Raw genomic sequence first — 19,782 nt, 5'->3', positions numbered from 1 at the left:
CCTCTCAGGTCACCCGGCGCTCGGCGCCGAGAGACGCGCGAGGGCGAGGTTGAGCTCGAGGACGTCGACCCGCGGCTGGCCCAGGAAGCCGGCGATGCGGTCCTGTGAATGCTCCTCGACGAGCGCCCGGACCCGGGTGACGTCGAGACCTCGGGCTGCGGCGACGCGCTCGACCTGGGCGACGGCATACGCCGGTGTGATGTGGGGGTCCAGCCCGCTGCCCGATGCGGTGAGCGCGTCGGCGGGAGCGGTCGAAGGGTCGAGACCCGCTGCCGCCGCGCGCCTGGCGACCTCGGCCTCGAGGTCAGCACCGGGCCCGAGGTTGGTTCCACCGCTCGTGTCGCCGGCGTAGTCGCTGGCCGAGGGGCGACCGTGGAACCACTCGTCGCCCTGCCACTGCTGGCCGATGAGGCTCGAGCCGACGACCCTGGTTCCGGACGAGACGAGCGAGCCGGCCGCCTGGTCGCGTCCGGCGACCTGGCCGACGCCCCACACCGCGGCGGGGTAGAGCACGCCGAACAGCACGGTGAGGACGAGCATGGCCCGAAGGCCCGCGAGGGACTGCTTGATGACGTTGTCCACGTGTCTCACATCATTCCGGGGAGGTGGCTCACGACGAGGTCGATCAGCTTGATGCCGATGAACGGGGCGATGACGCCGCCGACTCCGTAGATGAGGATGTTGCGCCGCAACAGGGCAGTGCTTCCGGAGGGCCGGTAGCGAACCCCCCTCAGCGACAAGGGGATCAGCGCGACGATGACGAGGGCGTTGAAGATCACGGCCGAGAGCATTGCCGACTTCGGGGTCGAGAGGCCCATGATGTTGAGGACCTCGAGGCCGGGGAAGAGCACGACGAACATCGCCGGGATGATCGCGAAGTACTTCGCGATGTCGTTCGCGATCGAGAAGGTCGTCAACGCTCCTCGGGTGATGAGCAGCTGCTTGCCGATGGAGACGATGTCGATGAGCTTCGTGGGGTCGGAGTCGAGGTCGACCATGTTGGCCGCCTCCTTGGCAGCCGAGGTGCCGGTGTTCATCGCCACGCCGACGTCCGACTGGGCCAGGGCGGGGGCGTCGTTCGTGCCGTCGCCGGTCATCGCCACGAGACGGCCGCCCTGCTGCTCCTTCCGGATCAGGGCCATCTTGTCCTCGGGTGTGGCCTCGGCGAGGAAGTCGTCGACCCCGGCCTCCTCCGCCATGGACTTCGCCGTGAGCGGGTTGTCGCCGGTGATCATGACGGTGCGGATGCCCATCGTGCGCAGCTGGGCGAAGCGCTCCTTCATGCCGGGCTTGACGACGTCCTTGAGGTGGATGACGCCGAGCACCCGGGCCGGCTCGCCCGGCTGCTTCGACGCGACGACCAGAGGGGTCCCGCCGGAGCTGGCGATCCCGGCGACCTCGGTGAGCACCCCGGACGGAACGCCACCCCCGTGGTCGGAAGCCCAGCGGCACACGGCGTCGGACGCACCCTTGCGCACGGCCGTGCCGTCGGGCAGGTCGATCCCCGACATGCGGGTCTGCGCGGTGAACTCCACGAACGTGGCACCCTCGCGCCGGGCTCCGTCGAAGCGCGTACGCGTCTCGTCGGCGAGTCCCCGCGCGGACAGCTCGACGATCGAGCGCCCCTCGGGCGTCTCGTCGGCCAGTGAGGAGAGGTATGCCGCCTCGGTGACCTCCACGTCCGGAAGGCCGGGGGCCGCGAGCAGCTCGGTTGCACGGCGGTTGCCGAACGTGATGGTGCCGGTCTTGTCGAGCAGGAGCGTCGACACGTCGCCCGCTGCCTCGACGGCACGGCCCGACATCGCGAGGACGTTGTGCTGCACGAGCCGGTCCATGCCGGCGATGCCGATCGCGGAGAGCAGCGCCCCGATCGTCGTGGGGATGAGGCAGACGAGCAGGGCCACGAGCACGACGACAGACTGCTCCTGGCCGGAGTAGGCGGCGAGCGGCTGGATCGCCATGACGGCGAGGACGAAGATGATCGTCAGCGTCGTGAGCAGGATGGTCAGCGCGATCTCGTTGGGCGTCTTCTGCCGTGCCGCGCCCTCGACGAGGGCGATCATCCGGTCGATGAAGGTCTCACCGGGCTTGGTCGTGATGCGCACCGTGATGCCGTCGGAGAGCACGGTCGTGCCGCCCGTGACGGCGCACCGGTCACCACCGGACTCACGGATGACGGGAGCGGACTCGCCGGTGATCGCCGACTCGTCCACGGTGGCCATGCCCTGGACGACGTCCCCGTCACCGGGGATGACCTGGCCGGGACGCACGACGACGACGTCGCCGATCGTGAGGTCGGAGGCAGCCACGGTCTCGATGGAGCCGTCGGCGCTCCGGCGCTGAGCCGTCGTCGTGGTCCGGGTGGCGCGCAGCGTGGCCGCCTGCGCCTTGCCGCGGCCCTCGGCGACGGCCTCGGCCATGTTGGCGAAGAGGACGGTGGCCCACAGCCACAGGGTGATGCTCCACGCGAACCACGAGGGGTCGACGACCGCGACGACGGTGGTCAGGAGCGAGCCGATCCACACGACGAAGACGACGGGGCTGTGCCACACGTGACGCGGGTCGAGCTTGCGCACGGCCTCGGGGAAGGTCGCGACCAGCTGGCGCGCGAGCGTGCCGAGCGACAGCGGGGCCTTCCCGGCCCTGCTGAGAGGCATCTCGCTGCCGGAGCCGCCGCGCCGGTGGGCCGAGCCGGTGTGGGCGCCGGGGCCACGCGGGTCGGTGGTGTCGGGGGACGACGGGGTCGTCGTCGGGGACGGGGTCATGACAGTGCCTCCGCGAGGGGACCGAGGGCCAGGGCAGGGAAGAACGTGAGTCCGGCGACGATGATCGCCACCCCGACGAAGAGGCCCGCGAACGTGGGTGTGTGGGTGGGAAGGGTGCCAGCGTTGGCTGGCCGACGTCGTTGCGCCACCAGGGAACCGGCAAGAGCCAGCACGAGGACGATCGGCACGAAGCGGCCGAGGAACATGCACAGGGCGAGGGTGAGGTTCGTGTACGGCGTGTCGGCCGAGAAGCCGGCGAACGCGCTGCCGTTGTTGTTGGCGGCCGAGGCGTAGGCGTACATCACCTCAGTGAGCCCGTGCGGGCCGCTCGCGAGCATCTGCGACGACACCAGGGGCGCCACCATGCCGATCCCCGTGAAGACGAGCACGAGGGCCGGCATGACGAGCAGGGCCAGCGCGACCAGCGTGATCTCGCGCCGACCGATCTGCTTGCCGAGCAGCTCGGGGGTGCGCCCGACCATGAGCCCGGAGATGAAGACGGTCAGCATCGCGAGGAGCAAGGCGCCGTAGAGTCCCGACCCGACACCGCCGGGGGAGACCTCGCCGAGGAGCATGTGGACGAGCGCACCGCCTCCACCGAGGGGGCTGTAGCTCTCGTGCATCGAGTTGACGGCGCCGGTCGAGGTGCCGGTGGTGCTCGCCGCGAAGAGGGCGGACGGCCAGACGCCGAAACGCACCTCCTTGCCCTCGAGGCCGCCGAGCGGGCCGCTCGCCGCGCTCACCTCGGCCCACGTCACGGCCGCGACCATGAGGCCCCAGAGCGTCGCCATGAAGCCGAGCACTGCCCAGCCCTGCCGCCGGTCGCCGACGAGGATGCCGTAGGTCCGCGGCAGGGAGACCGGGATGACGAGCAGCAGGAAGATCTCGACGAGGTTCGTGACGGCGTTCGGGTTCTCGAAGGGGTGGGCGGAGTTGGCGTTGAAGTATCCGCCGCCGTTCGTGCCGAGCTCCTTGATCGCCTCCTGCGACGCGACGAGGCCGCCCTGGACGACCTGCGAGCCGCCCGTCACGGTCGTGATGGTGGTCGGCTCCGTCAGGTTCTGGATGACGCCGCCGAGCAGCAGGACGACGGCCGCGACGACGGCGAGGGGCAGCAGGACACGCAGTGACCCACGCACGAGGTCGACCCAGAAGTTGCCGATCTCGGCCCCGCTCGAACGAGCGAGGCCGCGCACGAGCGCCACGGCCACGGCCAGCCCCACCGCCGGCGAGACGAAGTTCTGGACGGTCAGCCCGAGCGTCTGGACGAGCGGCGACGTGCCGGACTCACCGGCATACGACTGCCAGTTCGTGTTCGTCACGAACGACACGGCCGTGTTGAGGGCGGTGTCGAGGTTCATCGACGCACCGCGGGCGAACGGCAGGACGCCCTGCAGGGCGATGAGCGCGAAGAGCAGGACGACGCCGACGACGGAGAAGCCGAGGACGGCGACGGCATACGTGCTCCAACGCTGCTCGGACGCGGGGTCGACGCGGCACAGCCGGTAGACGAGGCGCTCGACGCGCCAGTCCCGGGTGTCGGTGAAGACGCGTGCCATCCACGACCCGAGTGGCACGTGGACGGCGGCGAGCGCGGCGACGAGGACGGCGATCGTGAGCAGCCCGCTGACGGTGTCGCTCATCAGAACCGGTCCGCGTGGAGCAGGACGTGGACGAGGTACACCAGCACGGCGACGCCGACCACGAGGAGGAGGATGGAGGTGAACATGACTCCTTCCTAGGGTGGCCCGCCGGGCGCCCTGCAGCCGTTGACCGCGCGCTGACGGCTCTTGACGCGTTCTTGACGGGCCCGCCACTAGAGTCCGAGTCGTGAGTGCGTCGCTGGAGCTCTGGCCGTCATCGCCCCGTCGCGCCGGGCCGCCGTCACGGCTCGACCAGCTGCGGCGCAAGGTCAACGAGCTGCCGTGCGCCCTGCTCCTCTTCGTCCAGCTGGGTGCGCTGTTGGCCTACCCCTTCGTCGAGACCGCCACCCTCGGTGAGTACCGCGAGGCGGGACGCGCGGTCTTCGGCCTCATCGGCCTGCTCGTGCTCTTCCTCGCCGTGCGCGCGGTGCGGGCGACCCCGGCGCTGACGTGGGTCGCCGTCGTGCTGGGCGGGCCGGTGGTCCTGCTCACCGTGGCTGAGGCCGTGTGGCCCGACAACAGCCCGATCGCCTTCTGGAGCGCCCTGCTGCACGCGCTCTTCTACTTCTACACGGGCTACGGCCTGCTGCGGTACATGTTCGCCGACAACTGGGTGACCCGTGACGAGCTCTACGCCACGGGCGCGACGTTCACCGTCGTCGCGTGGGGCTTCGCCTACCTCTACGTCGCCGTGCAGTTCATCTGGCCGAACTCGTTCACCATCTACGGCGAGACCCTGCCGGGGGTGCGCACCTGGTACGAGCTGCTCTACCTCTCGATCACGACGATGACCTCGACCGGCCTCTCCGACATCTACGCCGTGACCCCGCACGCCCGCTCGTTCGTGCTGCTCCAGCAGATCGCCGGCATGCTCTACGTCGCGCTCGTCGTCGCCCGCCTCGTCGGGCTCACCATCGCCCGTTTCCGTCAGTAGCGGGCTGCGCCCACCGAGGGCGTATGCCGTGTGCCCGGGTCGGGCAGGCAGCGCTCAGCGGGTGCCGTCGAGCTCGGCGAAGGTCCTGAGGCTCGGGGGGCGGGTCGTCTGGAGGTCGCGGGCCACGGCCTCGACGTCGCGCATGACGCGGAGCGTGTTGCCGCGGACGAGCTGCGCGACGTCGGCCTCGGACCACGACCGCTCGAGCAGGGCGGCGACGAGCCGCGGGTAGCCGCTGACGTCCTCGAGCCCGACCGGGAAGGTGTCGGTGCCGTCGTAGTCGCCGCCGATCCCGATGTGGTCGATGCCGGCCACCTCGCGCACGTGCTCGAGGTGGGCGACGACCTGCTCGATCGTCGCGTCCGGCTTGGGGCGATCACGCTGCCACCCGGCGGTGAACCGGCCGAACGCCTCCCAGTCGCGCGCCTCCACGCCCACCTCCGCCGCGGCGGCGGCGGCCTCGACGCGCCAGGCGGCGGTCGCGGGCGAGACGAACTCGGGGACGAAGGTCACCATGCACACGCCGCCGTTGGCGGGCAGCGCGCCGAGCACGTCGTCGGGCACGTTGCGGGGGGTGTCGCACAGGGCCAGCGCCGAGGAGTGGCTGAAGATGACCGGTGCGTCGGTGGTCCCGAGCGCGTCCCGCATCGTCGTCCCGGCGACGTGGCTGAGGTCGACCATCATCCCGAGGCGGTTCATCTCGCGCACGACCTCGCGGCCGAACTCGCTGAGGCCGCCGACGAGGGGCACATCGGTGGCCGAGTCGGCCCAGGGCGTGTTGTCGTTGTGCGTCAGCGTCAGGTAGCGCACGCCGAGGACGTGGAGCATCCGCAGGGTCCCGAGCGAGCAGCCGATGGAGTGACCGCCCTCGGCGCCGAGGAGCGACGCGACGCGGCCCGTCGCGGTGGCAGCCTCCACCTCGTCCGCGGTGCGGGCGAGCGCCAGCCGGTCGGCATACGACCCGATCATCCGGTGCACGCCGTCGACCTGCTCGAGCGTCGCCGTGACGGCCGAGTCGCCCTGGAGGGTGCTCGGCACGAAGACCGACCAGAACTGCGCGCCGACCCCGCCCTCGGTGAGGCGGGGCAGGTCGGTCTGCGTCGTCGTGAGGCGGCCGGAGATGTCGAGGGCCTCGAAGTCGTAGCCGGTCTGCTCGCGGGCCTCCCACGGGAGGTCGTTGTGGCCGTCGACGAGGGGGTGCGCCCGCAGCAGGTCGCGGGCCCTCGTGAGCAGGTCGTCGTGGCCGTGGGCGGCGGTTCCGAGCATGTCGGCCATTGAACACCCCGGCATCTAGAGTGGACGCATGACCCCTCCCCACCCGAGCGCCGACAAGAGCGTCGCACTCGTCACCCTCGGGTGCACGCGCAACGAGGTCGACTCCGAGGAGCTGGCCGGTCGGCTGCTCGCGGAGGGATGGCGTCTCGTCGACGACGCGTCCGAGGCCGATGTCGCGGTCGTCAACACGTGCGGCTTCGTCGAGCAGGCCAAGAAGGACTCCATCGACGCGCTGCTCGAGGCCTCCGACCTCAAGGGCGAGGGCAGCCGCACGCAGAAGGTCGTCGCCGTCGGCTGCCTCGCCGAGCGCTACGGCAAGGAGCTCGCCGACCAGCTGCCCGAGGCCGACGCCGTGCTCGGCTTCGACTCCTACCGCGACATGAGCACGCACCTGCAGACGATCCTCGCGGGCGGCCACGTCGAGAGCCACACGCCGGGCGACCGTCGCACGTTGCTCCCGCTGACCCCGGTCGAGCGCCAGCAGGGCTCCGCGTCCGTCGCGCTGCCGGGCCACGGTGACCCACGCCCAGACCTCGCCGACGACGACGTGCCGACCCCCGCCTCCGGTCCCCGGGTCATCCGCGCGCGCCTCGACGGTCGTCCGTGGGCGCCGCTCAAGATCGCCTCGGGCTGTGACCGGCGCTGCTCGTTCTGCGCCATCCCGATGTTCCGTGGCGCGTTCCTGTCGCGCCGTCCCGCCGACGTCGTCGCCGAGGGCCGCTGGCTCGCCGAGCAGGGCGTCAAGGAGCTCTTCCTCGTCTCCGAGAACTCCACGAGCTACGGCAAGGACCTCGGCGACCTCGCCCTGCTCGAGAAGCTGCTGCCCGAGCTGACCGCGATCGAGGGCATCGAGCGCGTCCGCGTCTCCTACCTCCAACCGGCCGAGATCCGGCCCGGCCTGCTGCGCGCCATGGCCGACACCCCCGGCGTCGCGCCCTACTACGACATCTCCTTCCAGCACGCGTCCGAGCCGCTCCTGCGCTCGATGCGCCGGTTCGGCTCGCGCGAGGCCTTCCTCGAGCTCCTCGGGCGGGTGCGTGCCGACGCTCCCGAGGCCGGCATCCGCTGCAACGTCATCGTCGGCTTCCCGGGCGAGACCGAGGCCGACCTCGACGAGCTCGAGGCCTTCCTCACGGAGGCCCGTCTCGACGTCGTCGGCGTCTTCGGCTACTCCGACGAGGACGGCACCGAGGCCGAGGGTTACGCCGGCAAGCTGGCTCCCGAGGTCGTCGCCGAGCGTCTCGACCGCTTCACCCGCCTCGTCGAGGAGCTGAACGCCCAGCGGGCCGAAGAGCGCGTCGGCGAGCGGGTCCTCGTCCTCGTCGAGGAGATCGACGACGAGGAGGGCACCGTCGTCGGGCGCGCCGACTTCCAGGGGCCCGACGTCGACGGCGTCACCATCGTGCACGTCCCCCAGGGTGCCCCGGCCCCTCAGGTCGGCGACCTCGTGCCGGCTGTCGTCGTCGGCACCGAGGGGATCGACCTCGTCGCGGAGCCGCGATGACGCCACAGACCTTCCACCGGGGGGAGGGGCCGGCGCCCCGACCGACCGACTGGAACCTGCCCAACGCCCTGACGGTCCTGCGCTTCCTGCTCGTCCCGGTCTACGCCGCGCTGCTCTTCCAGGACGGCGGCAACGAGCCGTGGTGGCGCTTCTGGGCGTGGGCGGTCTTCGTCCTCGCCGCGGTCACTGACGGCATCGACGGCAAGATCGYGCGGCAGCGCGGTGAGATCACCAACTTCGGCAAGGTCGCCGACCCCATCGCCGACAAGGCGCTGACCGGCACGGCCTTCATCGGGCTGTCGCTGCTCGGGGTCGTGTGGTGGTGGGTGACCGTCGTCATCCTCGTCCGCGAGATCGGCATCACCGTGCTGCGCTTCGTCGTCATCCGGCACGGCGTCATGCCGGCCGGCCGTGGCGGCAAGCTCAAGACGATGCTCCAGACGCTGTCGCTCGGGGCCCTGACCTTCCCGCTCTGGGTGCTCCCGTTCGGCAGCGCGTGGTTGCTCGTGGCCTACGTCGTGCTCGGCGCGGCGCTCGTCATGACCGTGGTCAGCGGCATCGACTACGTCTTCAAGGCGGCACGGCTGCGCGAGACGAGTGAGCGCACGCTGGCCCGGCGGGCCGCCCGCGCCGCCGCCCGGGAGGCGAGGTCCGAGACGCCGGACGGCTCCACCGGCGACCCGGCGCCACCCCGGACGGCGAAACGGGACTGACGTGGACGACGTGTCCGAGGCGCCGGGGGCACGTCTCGTGGCCCGGCTGACCGAGGCGCGCCAGACCGTGGCCTGTGCCGAGTCGCTGACCGCGGGGCTCGTCGCCGCCACCGTGGCCGACACCCCTGGCGCGTCCGTGGTGCTGCTCGGTGGGGTCGTCGCGTATGCCGCCGAGGTGAAGACGGCGCTGCTCGACGTGCCCGACGAGCTCATCGCACGGGTGGGCACCGTCGACCCCGAGGTAGCCGTGCTCATGGCCGAGGGCGTACGCCGTCGGCTCGGCTCCACGTGGGGCCTCGCCACGACCGGTGTGGCCGGCCCGGGACCGTCGGAGGGCAAGCCGGCGGGCACCGTCCACGTGGCTGTCTCCGGTCCGTCGGGAACAGTGACGCGTGCCCTGGAGTTGAACGGGACCAGGGCCGAGATCCGGTCGGCCACCGTGGACGCGGTGCTCCGGCTCGCGGTGGAGGAGACGGGCGCCACGCGCCAAACACCTGCGCCGCCGTGGGACCCTCGGGGTACGGTAGGGCTGTCGGGTCACCCCGACGACGGCCCGCCACCCGAACGCACGACACCAGCGACCTGAAGGAGGACGACATGACGACACTGCTGCGGCGCGAGCTCGGCGACGTCCTCCGTGAGCGCCGGCGCGCCCAGGGCCGCACCCTCCGTGAGGTCTCTGCGACGGCCTCTGTCTCCCTCGGCTACCTCAGCGAGGTCGAGCGCGGCGAGAAGGAAGCCTCGTCCGAGCTGCTCGCCTCGATCTGCGGGGCGCTGGCCCTGCCGTTGTCGCAGGTCCTCATCGACGTGTCCAACCGGATGGCCGAGAGCGAAGGCCTCGCCCCGACCGTCTCGCTGCCCGTCCCGTCGGGCGACGTGGTGTCCGCCTCCGCTGCCTGATCGTCTACCGTGCTGGGGTGCCCAGCCCCTTCTCGGACCTCGACTCACGCCTGGACCGGGCCGTCTCGGCCTCGGACCCCTCGGACCCTGACGCGGCGGTGTCGGTGTGGCTGGGAGACCTCGACGGCCGGCCCCGCTACGAGCACGACGCGTTCGCGCCGCACTACGCCGCGTCCACGATGAAGCTCCCGCTCGTCATCGCGGCCTTCCGCCGCGTCGTGCGCGGCGAACTCGACCTCGACGCGCCGGTCGCGGTGACCGGCACCTTCGCCTCCGTGCTCGACGGATCCCCGTTCGACCTCGACGAGGCCGAGGACCAGGACCCGCAGACCTGGGCGGCGCTCGGCGGCACCCGCACGCTGGGAGAGCTGGCGGAGCAGGCCATCACCCACTCGAGCAACATCGCGACCAACCTGCTCGTCGACGTCGTCGGCCTCGACGAGGTGGCCGAGGTGCTCCGCATCGTCGGCTGCTCGCCGGCCACCGTGGTCGGGCGCGGCATCGAGGACGCCGTGGCCCGTCGAGCCGGCATCACCAACACGGTGACCGCCGCCGATCTCGGGCTCGTCATGGCCGCGGTCGGGCGCCGCGAGCCCGCCCTCGGTGGCGACGAGGTGCTGGCGCCCGTCGAGGAGATGCTGGCCCGGCAGGAGCACGTCGACCAGGTGCCGGCGGGCCTGCCGCCGGGCACCCCGACCGCGAGCAAGTCGGGCTGGATCCCGGGCGTCTCCCACGACGTCGCGCTCGTGCGGCCGGTGGGCGAGGAGCCGTTCGTCATCGCCGTCTGCACGACGATCGACCTCGACGAGACGGAGGCCGCCGTCTTCGTCGCCGGCATCGCCCGGGACGTCTGGCGTGCCGAGCACCCGACCGACGACCCGACCGACGACCCGGGGACCGTGACCGAGCCCCTGACCGAGCCCCTGACCGAGCCCCTGACCGACCTCGCGGCCCAGCCGGGGGCCGAGGGGGAGCGGGCATGACGACCGTCGCGCGGGTCACGACGACGACCTCGTCCGTGCGGCTCCACACGCCGTTCGTCACGGCCCTGCGCCGCACCGAGACCACCGACACCGTCGTCGTGACGGTCACCGACAGCGACGGCCGCACGGGTTGGGGAGAGGCGCCCCAGGTGTGGCAGGTGACGGGGGAGTCGCTCGCGAGCGCCACGGCGTGCATCGAGCAGATGCTCGCGCCTGCCGTCACGGGCCACCGGCTCGACGACCGCAGCGACCTCGCCGCTGCTGCTGCCGTCGTCCAGCGGGCCGTCGCCCGCAACTTCGGTGCCAAGGCAGCGGTCGACGCGGCCCTGCACGACCTCGTCGCCCAGGCGGAGGGCACGTCGGTGGCGGCGCTGCTCGCGACCCGGCCGGACGGCATACGCGAGGTGCTCACGACCGACGTCACCCTGTCGGCAGGTGCGGCTGACGCCCTCGCCGACACGGCGCGTGCGCGCGTCTCCGACGGCTTCCGCACCCTGAAGATGAAGGTGGGCACCGACGCGAGCACCGATGTGCAGCGTGTCGCGGCGGTGCGCGACGCCGTCGGACCCGACGTCGGCATCCGGCTCGACGCCAACCAGGGGTGGACGCGCGAGGAGGCCGTCCAGGTCATCCGCGCACTCGAGGTCGCCGACCTCGGGGTCGAGTTCGTCGAGCAGCCGGTCGTGGCCGACGACGTCGAGGGCCTGGCCTGGGTGCGGGAGCGGGTCGGGCTGCCGGTCATGGCCGACGAGTCGTGCTACGGGCCCTACGACCTCGAACGGATCATCCGGCTCGGCGCGGCGGACCTCGTCAACGTCAAGCTCGCCAAGTGCGGATCGCTCACCGTGGGCCGCGACATGCTGCGCCGCGCCCACGACGCCGGCCTGCGCACCATCGTGGGCTCGATGATGGAGAGCCACGTCGGGGTCGGGGCCGCGGCAGCGCTCGTGGCTGCCGAACCCACGACCGAGGTGAGTGACCTCGACGCCGCATGGTGGTCGGTCACGTCACCCGTCGTGGGTGGAATCGCCTACTCGGGCAACCAGATCCGTGTGCCGATGACCGACGGTCTCGGGATCAGCGGGTTCGTCCACCACGACTGACCCACCGCACGCACGAAGGGCCCCGCCGGAGCGGGGCCCTTCGAGCGTTGCAGGTGGTGTCAGTCGCCCAGGACGCGCAACGTGAACGAGCCTTCACCGTTGCCGGTGTTGGTGGCGGTGAAGCCCACGGCACGCAGCGACTCGAGGAAGGACTTGGCCTCGCCGTGGACGTCGCCCTTGACGAGGGCGTCGACCTTGTCGAGGTCGACAAAGAGCGTCGCCGTCGCGTTGCTGACGTCACCGACCGCGACCTTGAAGGTGTCGCTGTCGCCGAGCTTGCCGCCCGACTTGAGGTCGTCGGCGTAGTCGGGCGTCGTCGCCACGAAGACCTTGTCGCCCTCGACCTTGTGGGTCAGCACGTCGCCGCCGACGCCGGCCGACTCCATGAGTCGACCCACGAGCTCGTCGGCGCGCTTGGCGTCGCTCGAGACGACCTTGGCCCCGAGGACCGGCACGTCGCTCTTGAGGTCCTGCTCGGGCATGGCCAGGGTGAAGGAGCGGCCGAGCAGCACCTTGAGGTCGTCGGGCAGCTTGATGCCGAGCTGCTGCTCGACCATGCCGATCGGGTCGGACTCACCGTCGGCGGCGGCGAGGCTCTCGATCTGCTTCTTCAGCTGGGGCCACGCCGAGTCGAGCATCTGGTCGGCGCCGGAGACGTTGACGGCAGCCATCGTGTTGGCCGGCAGCGAGGCCACCTCGCTGCCGTCGCCCTTGACGGACTTCGTCGCGTCGGCGCCGCGCWCGACGYCGGCCATCTCGACGTAGTCTGCGTCGAAGCGGACCGCCGTCGCGAAGCGTCCCTTCGCCGAGGCCAGGGCCGTCGCGTCCATGCCGGTCGTGCCGCTGAACTTCTGGATCTCCTTCAGGCCCGCGCCCATGTCGAACCAGGCCGACAGGATGCCCTGCTCGCCGAGGGCCGCCATGTCGGAGGTGAAGTCGGCGTTCTGCGCGAGCGTGCCCTTGGCGGCAGCCGCGAGGGTGGCGTCGCCCACGCCGGGCGGCGTGACGATGGCGTAGCCGTCCTTCATCCGCAGCTCGGTGTCGGACCCGCCCTTGTCGCAGGCGAACAGCTTGGTCAGGGTGTCCTTGGCCGCGGACTCGTCCTTGACCTGGATCGCGATGGCGACGTTGGGCGCGTCCGCGGTGCCACCGGGACGGATCGCGGCGCCGACCCGGTCACCGAGCCAGGGCGCGATGTCCGTGTCGTAGCTGAACCTGGCGACGCAGTCGTTGCTCGCGTCCTTCGAGGCGAGCTGCCACAGCTGCTTGCGGGGGTCGTCGGCGCCGAGCGTGTCCTTGACCTGGGGCAGCTTGCCCAGGAAGCGCACGGCGGCGATCTTCTGGCCGGCGGACGGGTCGATGTCGAGACGGAGGTAGGCGTAGGCGTCGCCGGGCAGCACGTCGGCGGGCTGCGAACCGCCGCCGCTCAGCGTCTGGAAGGCGAAGGCGCCGGCGCCACCGAGGATGAGGGCGGTGACGACGCCACCGACGAGCAGACCCGTGCGCTTGCGGCCCCCGGACGTGGGCGGCTGCGGGTCGTCGGAGAGCGTGACCTCGCCGGGAACGGTCTCGGCCGCTCCGGCGGGCGTCGGGTAGGTGTAGGGCTGGCTCGCCCCGTGCGTGGGCTCGGTGGGCTCGGTGGGCTCTGTGGGCTCGGTGGGCTCGGTGGGCTCGGTCATGGTGTGCTCCCCTGAAGAGTTCGGTGCGTCCTGCGGTTGCGCGCGGGACGAGAGGACGATACCGGCAGCGCCGGACGTCCGCGGCCGGTTGCGATAACGCTCCGACGACGGATTCGCGTGGAACGGTTCCGGTGCCACGGGTGGCACACTGCAGTGGTGCGGATCAGCCACTTCTGGACCTTGATGGACGACGAGTTCGGCGCGGCGTATGCCGGGTCGCTCGCCCGTGACCACGTGCTGGGTGCGCTCGGCAACCGCACCGTCGTTCAGGCCCTCGCCGACGGCGAGGCGCCGCGTGCGGTGTGGGAAGCGCTGTGCGTCGACATGGACGTGCCACCGGAGCGACGTCTCGGACGTGACACCCGTGTCGCTCGGGGGGCCCAGGGCGGTCAGGCCGGTCGCTGATGCCGGCGTCGCTCGACCCCGGTCTGTCGCGGATCACGCTGCGGCACGGCGACATCACGAGCGACGCCTCGGCCGACGCCATCGTCAATGCCGCGAACCGGTCCCTGCTGGGCGGCGGCGGTGTCGACGGGGCGATCCACCGGGCAGCGGGGCCGGCTCTGCTCGCCGAGTGCCGGCTGCTCGGCGGGTGCGACACCGGCGACGCGAAGATCACCGGCGCCGGTCGGCTGCCCGTGCGGCACGTCATCCACACGGTCGGCCCGGTCTGGCGAGGGGGAGGTGACGGTGAGCCGGAGCTCCTGGCGAGCTGCTACGTGCGGTCGGTCGAGGTCGCCGACGCCGCCGGCTGCGCGGTGCTCGCCTTCCCCGCCGTCTCGTGCGGGGTCTACGGCTACCCGCTCGACGCGGCGGCGGGGGTGTCGCTCGAGGCGCTGGCGGCAGCGCTCACGGTGCACGTCGGGGTGCGCGAGGCGCGGTTCTGGCTCTTCTCCGACCCGGCGTACGCCGCGTTCGACCGGGCGCTGACGCGGCTGAGAGCGACACGCTGACCCGGGATCGGCGTGTCGTGCGGACTTCGAACACCTGTTCGGTAGTGTTCTCCACAGGTCCTGCGCCACCACCCGCATCGTCCACGGGCCGTCTCGTGGATCCTCCCGATGTCGGCGCCGGCACCTAGCGTCTGACCCGACAGCGGACCTCGCAGCACGAGGCCGTGGCCCGGGTCGAAGGTAGACGACCGCAACGCAGACGGCAGATAGGTGACCGACATGGCTTCGGTGCAGGAAAAGGACAAGGACAAGGCCCTCTCCTCGGTGATGGGCCAGATCGAGAAGAGCTACGGCAAGGGTGCGGTGATGCGCCTCGGCGACGACATCCGTCCGCCCATCGAGGTGATCCCCACCGGATCGATCGCCCTCGACGTCGCTCTCGGCATCGGCGGTCTGCCGCGCGGACGCGTCGTCGAGATCTACGGCCCGGAGTCCTCGGGCAAGACGACCGTCGCGCTCCACGCGGTCGCCAACGCGCAGAAGGCCGGTGGCATCGCGGCGTTCATCGACGCCGAGCACGCGCTCGACCCGGACTACGCGAAGAAGCTCGGTGTCGACACCGACGCCCTGCTCGTGTCGCAGCCCGACACGGGCGAGCAGGCGCTCGAGATCGCCGACATGCTGATCCGCTCGGGTGCCATCGACATCATCGTCATCGACTCCGTGGCGGCCCTCGTGCCGCGCGCCGAGATCGAGGGTGAGATGGGCGACAGCCACGTGGGCCTGCAGGCACGACTCATGAGCCAGGCGCTGCGCAAGCTCACCGGCGCCCTCAACAACACCGGCACCACGGCGATCTTCATCAACCAGCTCCGCGAGAAGATCGGCGTCATGTTCGGCTCGCCCGAGACGACGACCGGTGGCAAGGCGCTGAAGTTCTACGCCTCGGTCCGCCTCGACGTGCGTCGCATCGAGACCCTCAAGGACGGCACCGAGCCGGTCGGCAACCGCACCCGCGTCAAGGTCGTCAAGAACAAGGTCTCCCCGCCGTTCAAGCAGGCCGAGTTCGACATCCTCTACGGCCACGGCATCTCGCGTGAGGGCGGCCTCATCGACATGGGCGTCGAGCACGGCTTCGTCCGCAAGGCCGGTGCCTGGTACACCTACGACGGCGACCAGCTCGGCCAGGGCAAGGAGAACGCTCGCAACTTCCTCAAGGACAACCCCGACCTCGCCGACGAGATCGAGAAGAAGGTCAAGGAGAAGCTCGGCGTCGGGCCGCGCGTCGACCAGCCCGCCGAGGTGTCGGACGTGCCTGTCGACTTCTGACCATGGGTCTCTCCGAAGAGGAGACCGCACGGGACCGTCTGGCTCGCGCCGCGGCCGCCCTGGCTGAGGCCGAGGGGGTGGCCGGGGTGCGAGCCGGCGGTGCGTCGGGTGAAGGCTCGGATGCAGGTTGGGGGGAGTCGGCGTCCGAGGCCGGTGCGAGCCGGTCCGGACTGCCGTGGTCCGTGCCCGTCCGCGCCGAGCCGACCGGGCATGAGAGCGGGCGGCCCGCGAGCACACGCATGACCCGGTCCGACGGGTCGAGCCCGTCGGGCTCGTCGGGAGGGTCCCGCGGCGGCGGGCGTCCGGGCCGGTCGGGCGGTGCCGGCGGCTCCGGCCGTCGGGGGCGCCGGTCTGCCAAGCCGCGCTCGGGCTGGGGTTCCGATGAGGTGGGGGAGCGACCCGACTGGGCGCCCCCGCCGGAGGACGTCGAGACGGCCGTGCCCGAGGCCGATGCCGAGTCGGTGGCACGCGCGATCGTCCTGCGACAGCTGAGCATGGCGCCGCGCAGCCGTGCCCAGCTCGAGAAGAAGCTGCGCCAGCGCGGCTGCGAGGACGACGTGGCGGCGAAGGTCCTCGACCGGATGACCGAGGTCGGTCTCATCGACGACGAGGCGTACGCCCAGATGCTCGTCCGCTCGAAGCAGTCGGACAAGGGCCTGGCCCGGCGCGCGCTCGCGCACGAGCTGCGCAAGCAGGGCATCGACCAGGAGATCGCCGACGAGGCGCTCGGTCAGGTGGGTGCCGGGGACGAGAGGCTCCGGGCTGAGCAGCTGGTGGCCAAGAAGCTGCGCTCGATGCGCGGGTTGGCTCCCGAGGTCCAGACCCGACGTCTGGCCGGGCTGCTCGCTCGCAAGGGCTACTCGGGGGAGGTCGCGTGGCCGATCATCCGCGACGCGGTCGACGGGCTGCCCGAACACGGTCGTGACTGAGGAGCGTCGCGGTGCTCACGGCATGCCCTCCGGACACCACGAGGGGGTGAGGACCGTGTGGTCCCCACCCCCTTGGGTGTGCTGTGGTGCGGTGCTGCTCAGACCTCGGCGGGCACGTTGGCGATCGCGGAGACGTCGAACTCGAGCTTGACCTTCTCGCTGACGAGGACGCCACCGGTCTCGAGGGCCGCGTTGAAAGAGAGGTTCCACTCGGTGCGGTCGATGGTGACGTCACCCTCGAAGCCGACGCGCGTGTTGCCGAACGGGTCCTTGGCCGAGCCGGTCTCCTCGAAGGGGATCGTGACGGACTTGGTGACACCGTTGATGGTCAGGTCGCCGGTGATGTCCCACTCGGCGCCGTCGCGCTCGACGTTCGTCGAGACGAACGTGATCTGCGGGTAGGTGGCGATGTCGAAGAAGTCGGGGGTCTTGAGGTGACCGTCGCGCTGCTCGTTGCCCGTGGTGACGCTGGCGGCCTGGATCGTCACGGTCACCGAGGAGTTCGCCGGCGTCACGGTGTCGACGTGGGCCGAGCCCTCGAACTCGTCGAAGTGGCCGCGGACCTTCGTGACCATCGCGTGGCGTGCGGAGAAGCCGATGCGCGTGTGGCTCGGGTCGATGGTGTAGTCGCCGGAGATGTTCTCGACAGCGACCGAGGGGGTCTCGGAGACGGTCTCGTCCTTGGTGCGGGTGAACAGGCCCATGATGTGTCCTTCGGAGTAGGTTATTGAATCTTCAACAACTATGATGCACTCAAGTCGTTGAACTGTCAAGCAATGGGGTCAACAGGTCCACCATCACCCCTATTCCTTCGTCTCGCGCGCTGGGATCGAGGCCGGACCGGAGCATCGACCGCGCCCGGCCGTGGGAGCGCGCTGCACGACGTACCCTTGTCGGTGCCATGACAACGCAGAACTTCGCGCCCACGCCCGAGGCCGCCACCACCGCGCCCGCCGGCTCGCCCCGCACCTACGACGTCCGCACCCATGGGTGCCAGATGAACGTCCACGACAGCGAGCGACTCGCCGGGCTGCTCGAGACGGCGGGCTACGTCGACCTCGCGAGCCTGCCGACCGGGGAGCGGCCGGAGGTCGCCGACGTCGTCGTGTTCAACACGTGCGCCGTGCGAGAGAACGCCGACAACAAGCTGTACGGCAACCTCGGACAGCTGCGCCCGGCGAAGCAGAAGAACCCCGACATGCAGATCGCCGTCGGCGGCTGCATGGCCCAGAAGGACCGCGGCACCATCGTCCAACGCGCGCCGTGGGTCGACGTCGTCTTCGGCACCCACAACATCGGCTCGTTGCCCGCCCTGCTCGACCGGGCGGCCCACAACAAGCGCGCCGAGGTCGAGATCCTCGAGAGCCTCGAGGTCTTCCCCTCGACCCTGCCGACCCGTCGCGACTCGGCCTACAGCGCCTGGGTCTCCATCTCGGTCGGCTGCAACAACACGTGCACCTTCTGCATCGTGCCGAGCCTGCGCGGCAAGGAGCAGGACCGTCGTCCCGGCGAGATCCTCGCCGAGATCGAGGCGCTCGTGGCCCAGGGCGTCGTCGAGGTGACCCTGCTCGGCCAGAACGTCAACACCTACGGCGTGGAGTTCGGCGACCGCCTCGCCTTCGGCAAGCTGCTGCGCGCCTGCGGCGAGATCGAGGGCCTCGAGCGCGTCCGCTTCACGAGCCCGCACCCGGCCGCCTTCACCGAGGACGTCATCCTCGCGATGGCCGAGACTCCCAACGTGATGCCCAGCCTGCACATGCCCCTCCAGTCCGGCTCGGACAAGGTGCTCAAGGACATGCGCCGCTCCTACCGGAGCACGAAGTTCCTCCGGATCATCGAGAACGTCCGCCGGCACATCCCGGACGCGGCGATCACGACCGACATCATCGTCGGCTTCCCCGGCGAGACCGAGGAGGACTTCCAGGGCACGCTCGACGTCGTCCGCGAGTCGCGCTTCTCCAGCGCCTTCACCTTCCAGTACTCCATCCGGCCCGGCACCCCCGCTGCGACGATGGACGACCAGGTCCCCAAGGCCGTCGTGCAGGAGCGCTTCGAGCGACTCATCGCCGTGCAGGAGGAGGTCAGCTGGGCCGGCAACCGCGCCGTCGAGGGCCGTGAGGTCGAGGTGCTCGTCGCGCCGTCGGAGGGTCGCAAGGACGTCGAGACGAAGCGGCTGTCAGGGCGGGCCCGCGACAACCGGCTCGTCCACTTCGCCGTTCCCGAGGGCGCGGAGGTGCCCCGCCCCGGCGACATGGTCACCGTGAAGGTCACGTACGGCGCGCCGCACCACCTCGTGGCCGACTCGGGCCTCGAGGGCGGGACGTATGCCGTCCGGCGCACCCCCGGGGGTGACGCCTGGGCGGCGCTCCAGGACGCGCCTCAAGGCACCGGCAAGCCGGCCGTGAGCCTCGGCATGCCGTCCATCGGTCGACCGGCCATCACCCCGGTGGCGTCGGGCTGCTCTGTCGTCTGAGCCGATTCGGGTCAGCGCGTCCCCACGTGCTTGACTTGGTGCATGAGTGTGCGCCCCATCGTCATCACCGGTGAGCCCGTCCTGCACCGGGCCGCCGCCCTCGTCACGGACTTCGACGACGAGCTCCGCACCCTCGTCGAGGACATGTACGAGACGAACGTCGCGGCCAACGGCGTCGGGCTCGCGGCACCCCAGATCGGGGTCGGGCTGCGGGTGTTCATCTGGAAGATGGCCAACGAGGACGGCGTGCCCGAGCAGGGGCACGTCATCAACCCGACGGTCACCACCTCGAAGATCCCGCAGGAGCGCCCGAACCCCGACGAGGAGACCGAGGGCTGCCTCTCGGTGCCCGGTGAGGCCTTCCCCCTCAAGCGGGCCGACCGCGCCCACGTCATCGGCTTCGACGTCGACGGCAACCGCGTCGAGTTCGACGCGACCGGATGGTTCGCGCGGTGCATGCAGCACGAGTACGACCACCTCAACGGCACCCTCTACGTCGACCGTCTCGACGACCGCCAGTCCAAGAAGGCCCGCAAGGCCGTCAAGCGCAACGGCTGGGGCAAGCCCGGCAGCTCGTGGCATCCAGGCGTCGACAAGGACCCGTTCGGTCACGACGAGGACGAGGTTGACGAGTACGCCGACGACCTCATCGGCTGAGC

20 protein-coding genes are annotated in these 19,782 nt (G+C 71.1%); 13 read left to right on the top strand and 7 right to left on the bottom strand.

What is annotated here, in order from left to right:
* Positions 1-9: 9 nt before the first annotated feature.
* The 4 genes from kdpC to AB4Y83_RS15725 form a co-directional block, all read right to left on the bottom strand.
* The gene (gene kdpC, locus AB4Y83_RS15740) at positions 10-582 is read right to left on the bottom strand and encodes a potassium-transporting ATPase subunit KdpC (RefSeq protein ID WP_442297438.1); all 573 of its coding nucleotides are present in this window, start codon (positions 580-582) and stop codon (positions 10-12) included.
* 5 nt (positions 583-587) lie between these two features.
* Positions 588-2,657 (bottom strand): potassium-transporting ATPase subunit KdpB, encoded by a 2,070-nt coding sequence (gene kdpB / locus AB4Y83_RS15735; protein ID WP_442297465.1) that lies wholly within the window; start codon positions 2,655-2,657, stop codon positions 588-590.
* A 104-nt stretch (positions 2,658-2,761) separates the two neighbouring features.
* A complete protein-coding gene (kdpA, locus tag AB4Y83_RS15730; protein ID WP_442297437.1) occupies positions 2,762-4,408 on the bottom strand; it encodes a potassium-transporting ATPase subunit KdpA in 1,647 nt (548 codons plus the stop codon).
* Positions 4,408-4,494: a potassium-transporting ATPase subunit F gene (locus tag AB4Y83_RS15725; RefSeq protein ID WP_082588788.1), complete on the bottom strand. Its 87-nt coding sequence runs from the start codon at positions 4,492-4,494 to the stop codon at positions 4,408-4,410. Before AB4Y83_RS15725 ends, kdpA begins: the two co-directional genes overlap by 1 nt.
* Before the next feature lie 101 nt (positions 4,495-4,595).
* Between AB4Y83_RS15725 and AB4Y83_RS15720 the strand changes: the two genes are divergently transcribed.
* Positions 4,596-5,342 (top strand): ion channel, encoded by a 747-nt coding sequence (locus tag AB4Y83_RS15720; RefSeq protein WP_442297436.1) that lies wholly within the window; start codon positions 4,596-4,598, stop codon positions 5,340-5,342.
* Between the two features lie 54 nt (positions 5,343-5,396).
* Here AB4Y83_RS15720 and AB4Y83_RS15715 read toward each other — a convergent pair whose 3' ends face one another.
* Positions 5,397-6,617 carry a dipeptidase gene (locus tag AB4Y83_RS15715; RefSeq protein WP_442297435.1) on the bottom strand — a complete coding sequence of 407 codons (1,221 nt, stop codon included), beginning with the start codon at positions 6,615-6,617 and terminating at the stop codon, positions 5,397-5,399.
* A gap of 28 nt (positions 6,618-6,645) precedes the next feature.
* Between AB4Y83_RS15715 and rimO the strand changes: the two genes are divergently transcribed.
* The 6 genes from rimO to AB4Y83_RS15685 are packed head-to-tail and all read left to right on the top strand — an operon-like array spanning position 6,646 to position 11,820.
* The gene (rimO, locus tag AB4Y83_RS15710) at positions 6,646-8,121 is read left to right on the top strand and encodes a 30S ribosomal protein S12 methylthiotransferase RimO (protein WP_442297434.1); all 1,476 of its coding nucleotides are present in this window, start codon (positions 6,646-6,648) and stop codon (positions 8,119-8,121) included.
* Positions 8,118-8,834 carry a CDP-diacylglycerol--glycerol-3-phosphate 3-phosphatidyltransferase gene (gene pgsA / locus AB4Y83_RS15705; RefSeq protein WP_442297433.1) on the top strand — a complete coding sequence of 239 codons (717 nt, stop codon included), beginning with the start codon at positions 8,118-8,120 and terminating at the stop codon, positions 8,832-8,834. The genes rimO and pgsA overlap by 4 nt, the downstream gene beginning before the upstream one ends.
* A 1-nt stretch (position 8,835) precedes the next feature.
* Positions 8,836-9,420, top strand: coding sequence for a CinA family protein (locus AB4Y83_RS15700; protein WP_442297432.1), 585 nt, complete (start codon positions 8,836-8,838; stop codon positions 9,418-9,420).
* An 11-nt stretch (positions 9,421-9,431) separates the two neighbouring features.
* A complete protein-coding gene (locus tag AB4Y83_RS15695; protein WP_056780226.1) occupies positions 9,432-9,734 on the top strand; it encodes a helix-turn-helix domain-containing protein in 303 nt (100 codons plus the stop codon).
* A 17-nt stretch (positions 9,735-9,751) separates the two neighbouring features.
* Positions 9,752-10,717 carry a serine hydrolase gene (locus AB4Y83_RS15690; protein WP_442274722.1) on the top strand — a complete coding sequence of 322 codons (966 nt, stop codon included), beginning with the start codon at positions 9,752-9,754 and terminating at the stop codon, positions 10,715-10,717.
* Entirely contained in the window at positions 10,714-11,820 is a 1,107-nt protein-coding gene (locus AB4Y83_RS15685) for a dipeptide epimerase (protein ID WP_442274721.1), read from the top strand. The genes AB4Y83_RS15690 and AB4Y83_RS15685 overlap by 4 nt, the downstream gene beginning before the upstream one ends.
* Before the next feature lie 59 nt (positions 11,821-11,879).
* On the opposite strand, the gene AB4Y83_RS15680 is transcribed toward AB4Y83_RS15685, so the two are convergent.
* Positions 11,880-13,499 (bottom strand): DUF3352 domain-containing protein, encoded by a 1,620-nt coding sequence (locus AB4Y83_RS15680; RefSeq protein WP_442297431.1) that lies wholly within the window; start codon positions 13,497-13,499, stop codon positions 11,880-11,882.
* Between the two features lie 156 nt (positions 13,500-13,655).
* Between AB4Y83_RS15680 and AB4Y83_RS15675 the strand changes: the two genes are divergently transcribed.
* The 4 genes from AB4Y83_RS15675 (at position 13,656) to AB4Y83_RS15660 (ending at position 16,650) form a co-directional block, all read left to right on the top strand.
* Complete coding sequence (locus tag AB4Y83_RS15675; RefSeq protein ID WP_082620036.1) at positions 13,656-13,904, top strand: DUF3046 domain-containing protein; 249 nt, start codon at positions 13,656-13,658, stop codon at positions 13,902-13,904.
* A complete protein-coding gene (locus AB4Y83_RS15670) occupies positions 13,904-14,452 on the top strand; it encodes an O-acetyl-ADP-ribose deacetylase (RefSeq protein WP_442274719.1) in 549 nt (182 codons plus the stop codon). The genes AB4Y83_RS15675 and AB4Y83_RS15670 overlap by 1 nt, the downstream gene beginning before the upstream one ends.
* 219 nt (positions 14,453-14,671) lie before the next feature.
* The gene (gene recA, locus AB4Y83_RS15665; RefSeq protein WP_028785358.1) at positions 14,672-15,721 is read left to right on the top strand and encodes a recombinase RecA; all 1,050 of its coding nucleotides are present in this window, start codon (positions 14,672-14,674) and stop codon (positions 15,719-15,721) included.
* Positions 15,722-15,723: 2 nt separating this feature from the next.
* Entirely contained in the window at positions 15,724-16,650 is a 927-nt protein-coding gene (locus tag AB4Y83_RS15660; RefSeq protein WP_442297430.1) for a regulatory protein RecX, read from the top strand.
* Between the two features lie 98 nt (positions 16,651-16,748).
* Here AB4Y83_RS15660 and AB4Y83_RS15655 read toward each other — a convergent pair whose 3' ends face one another.
* Entirely contained in the window at positions 16,749-17,354 is a 606-nt protein-coding gene (locus AB4Y83_RS15655) for a YceI family protein (protein WP_442274717.1), read from the bottom strand.
* 197 nt (positions 17,355-17,551) lie between these two features.
* On the opposite strand from AB4Y83_RS15655, the gene miaB reads away from it, so the two are divergent.
* Together miaB and def are read left to right on the top strand one after the other, a co-directional pair.
* On the top strand, positions 17,552-19,123 hold the full coding sequence (miaB, locus tag AB4Y83_RS15650) for a tRNA (N6-isopentenyl adenosine(37)-C2)-methylthiotransferase MiaB (RefSeq protein WP_442274716.1): 1,572 nt from the start codon (positions 17,552-17,554) through the stop codon (positions 19,121-19,123).
* Positions 19,124-19,165: 42 nt separating this feature from the next.
* Positions 19,166-19,780 carry a peptide deformylase gene (gene def, locus AB4Y83_RS15645; protein ID WP_442274715.1) on the top strand — a complete coding sequence of 205 codons (615 nt, stop codon included), beginning with the start codon at positions 19,166-19,168 and terminating at the stop codon, positions 19,778-19,780.
* Positions 19,781-19,782 lie beyond the last annotated feature (2 nt).

This window comes from Terrabacter sp. RAF57, assembly GCF_052113925.1.
Lineage (GTDB): Bacteria > Actinomycetota > Actinomycetes > Actinomycetales > Dermatophilaceae > Terrabacter.
This window is presented reverse-complemented; position numbering and strand designations above follow the sequence as displayed.

What these genes read in the sequence shown, in the direction of transcription:
- rimO (WP_442297434.1), top strand. Translation starts at nt 6,646, where the DNA reads ATGACCCCTCCCCACCCGAGCGCCGACAAGAGCGTCGCACTCGTCACC.
- kdpB (WP_442297465.1), bottom strand. Translation starts at nt 2,657, where the DNA reads ATGCCTCTCAGCAGGGCCGGGAAGGCCCCGCTGTCGCTCGGCACGCTC.
- AB4Y83_RS15715 (WP_442297435.1), bottom strand. Translation starts at nt 6,617, where the DNA reads ATGGCCGACATGCTCGGAACCGCCGCCCACGGCCACGACGACCTGCTC.
- AB4Y83_RS15695 (WP_056780226.1), top strand. Translation starts at nt 9,432, where the DNA reads ATGACGACACTGCTGCGGCGCGAGCTCGGCGACGTCCTCCGTGAGCGC.
- kdpA (WP_442297437.1), bottom strand. Translation starts at nt 4,408, where the DNA reads ATGAGCGACACCGTCAGCGGGCTGCTCACGATCGCCGTCCTCGTCGCC.
- AB4Y83_RS15660 (WP_442297430.1), top strand. Translation starts at nt 15,724, where the DNA reads ATGGGTCTCTCCGAAGAGGAGACCGCACGGGACCGTCTGGCTCGCGCC.
- miaB (WP_442274716.1), top strand. Translation starts at nt 17,552, where the DNA reads ATGACAACGCAGAACTTCGCGCCCACGCCCGAGGCCGCCACCACCGCG.
- AB4Y83_RS15725 (WP_082588788.1), bottom strand. Translation starts at nt 4,494, where the DNA reads ATGTTCACCTCCATCCTCCTCCTCGTGGTCGGCGTCGCCGTGCTGGTG.
- AB4Y83_RS15670 (WP_442274719.1), top strand. Translation starts at nt 13,904, where the DNA reads ATGCCGGCGTCGCTCGACCCCGGTCTGTCGCGGATCACGCTGCGGCAC.
- recA (WP_028785358.1), top strand. Translation starts at nt 14,672, where the DNA reads ATGGCTTCGGTGCAGGAAAAGGACAAGGACAAGGCCCTCTCCTCGGTG.
- AB4Y83_RS15655 (WP_442274717.1), bottom strand. Translation starts at nt 17,354, where the DNA reads ATGGGCCTGTTCACCCGCACCAAGGACGAGACCGTCTCCGAGACCCCC.
- AB4Y83_RS15685 (WP_442274721.1), top strand. Translation starts at nt 10,714, where the DNA reads ATGACGACCGTCGCGCGGGTCACGACGACGACCTCGTCCGTGCGGCTC.
- def (WP_442274715.1), top strand. Translation starts at nt 19,166, where the DNA reads ATGAGTGTGCGCCCCATCGTCATCACCGGTGAGCCCGTCCTGCACCGG.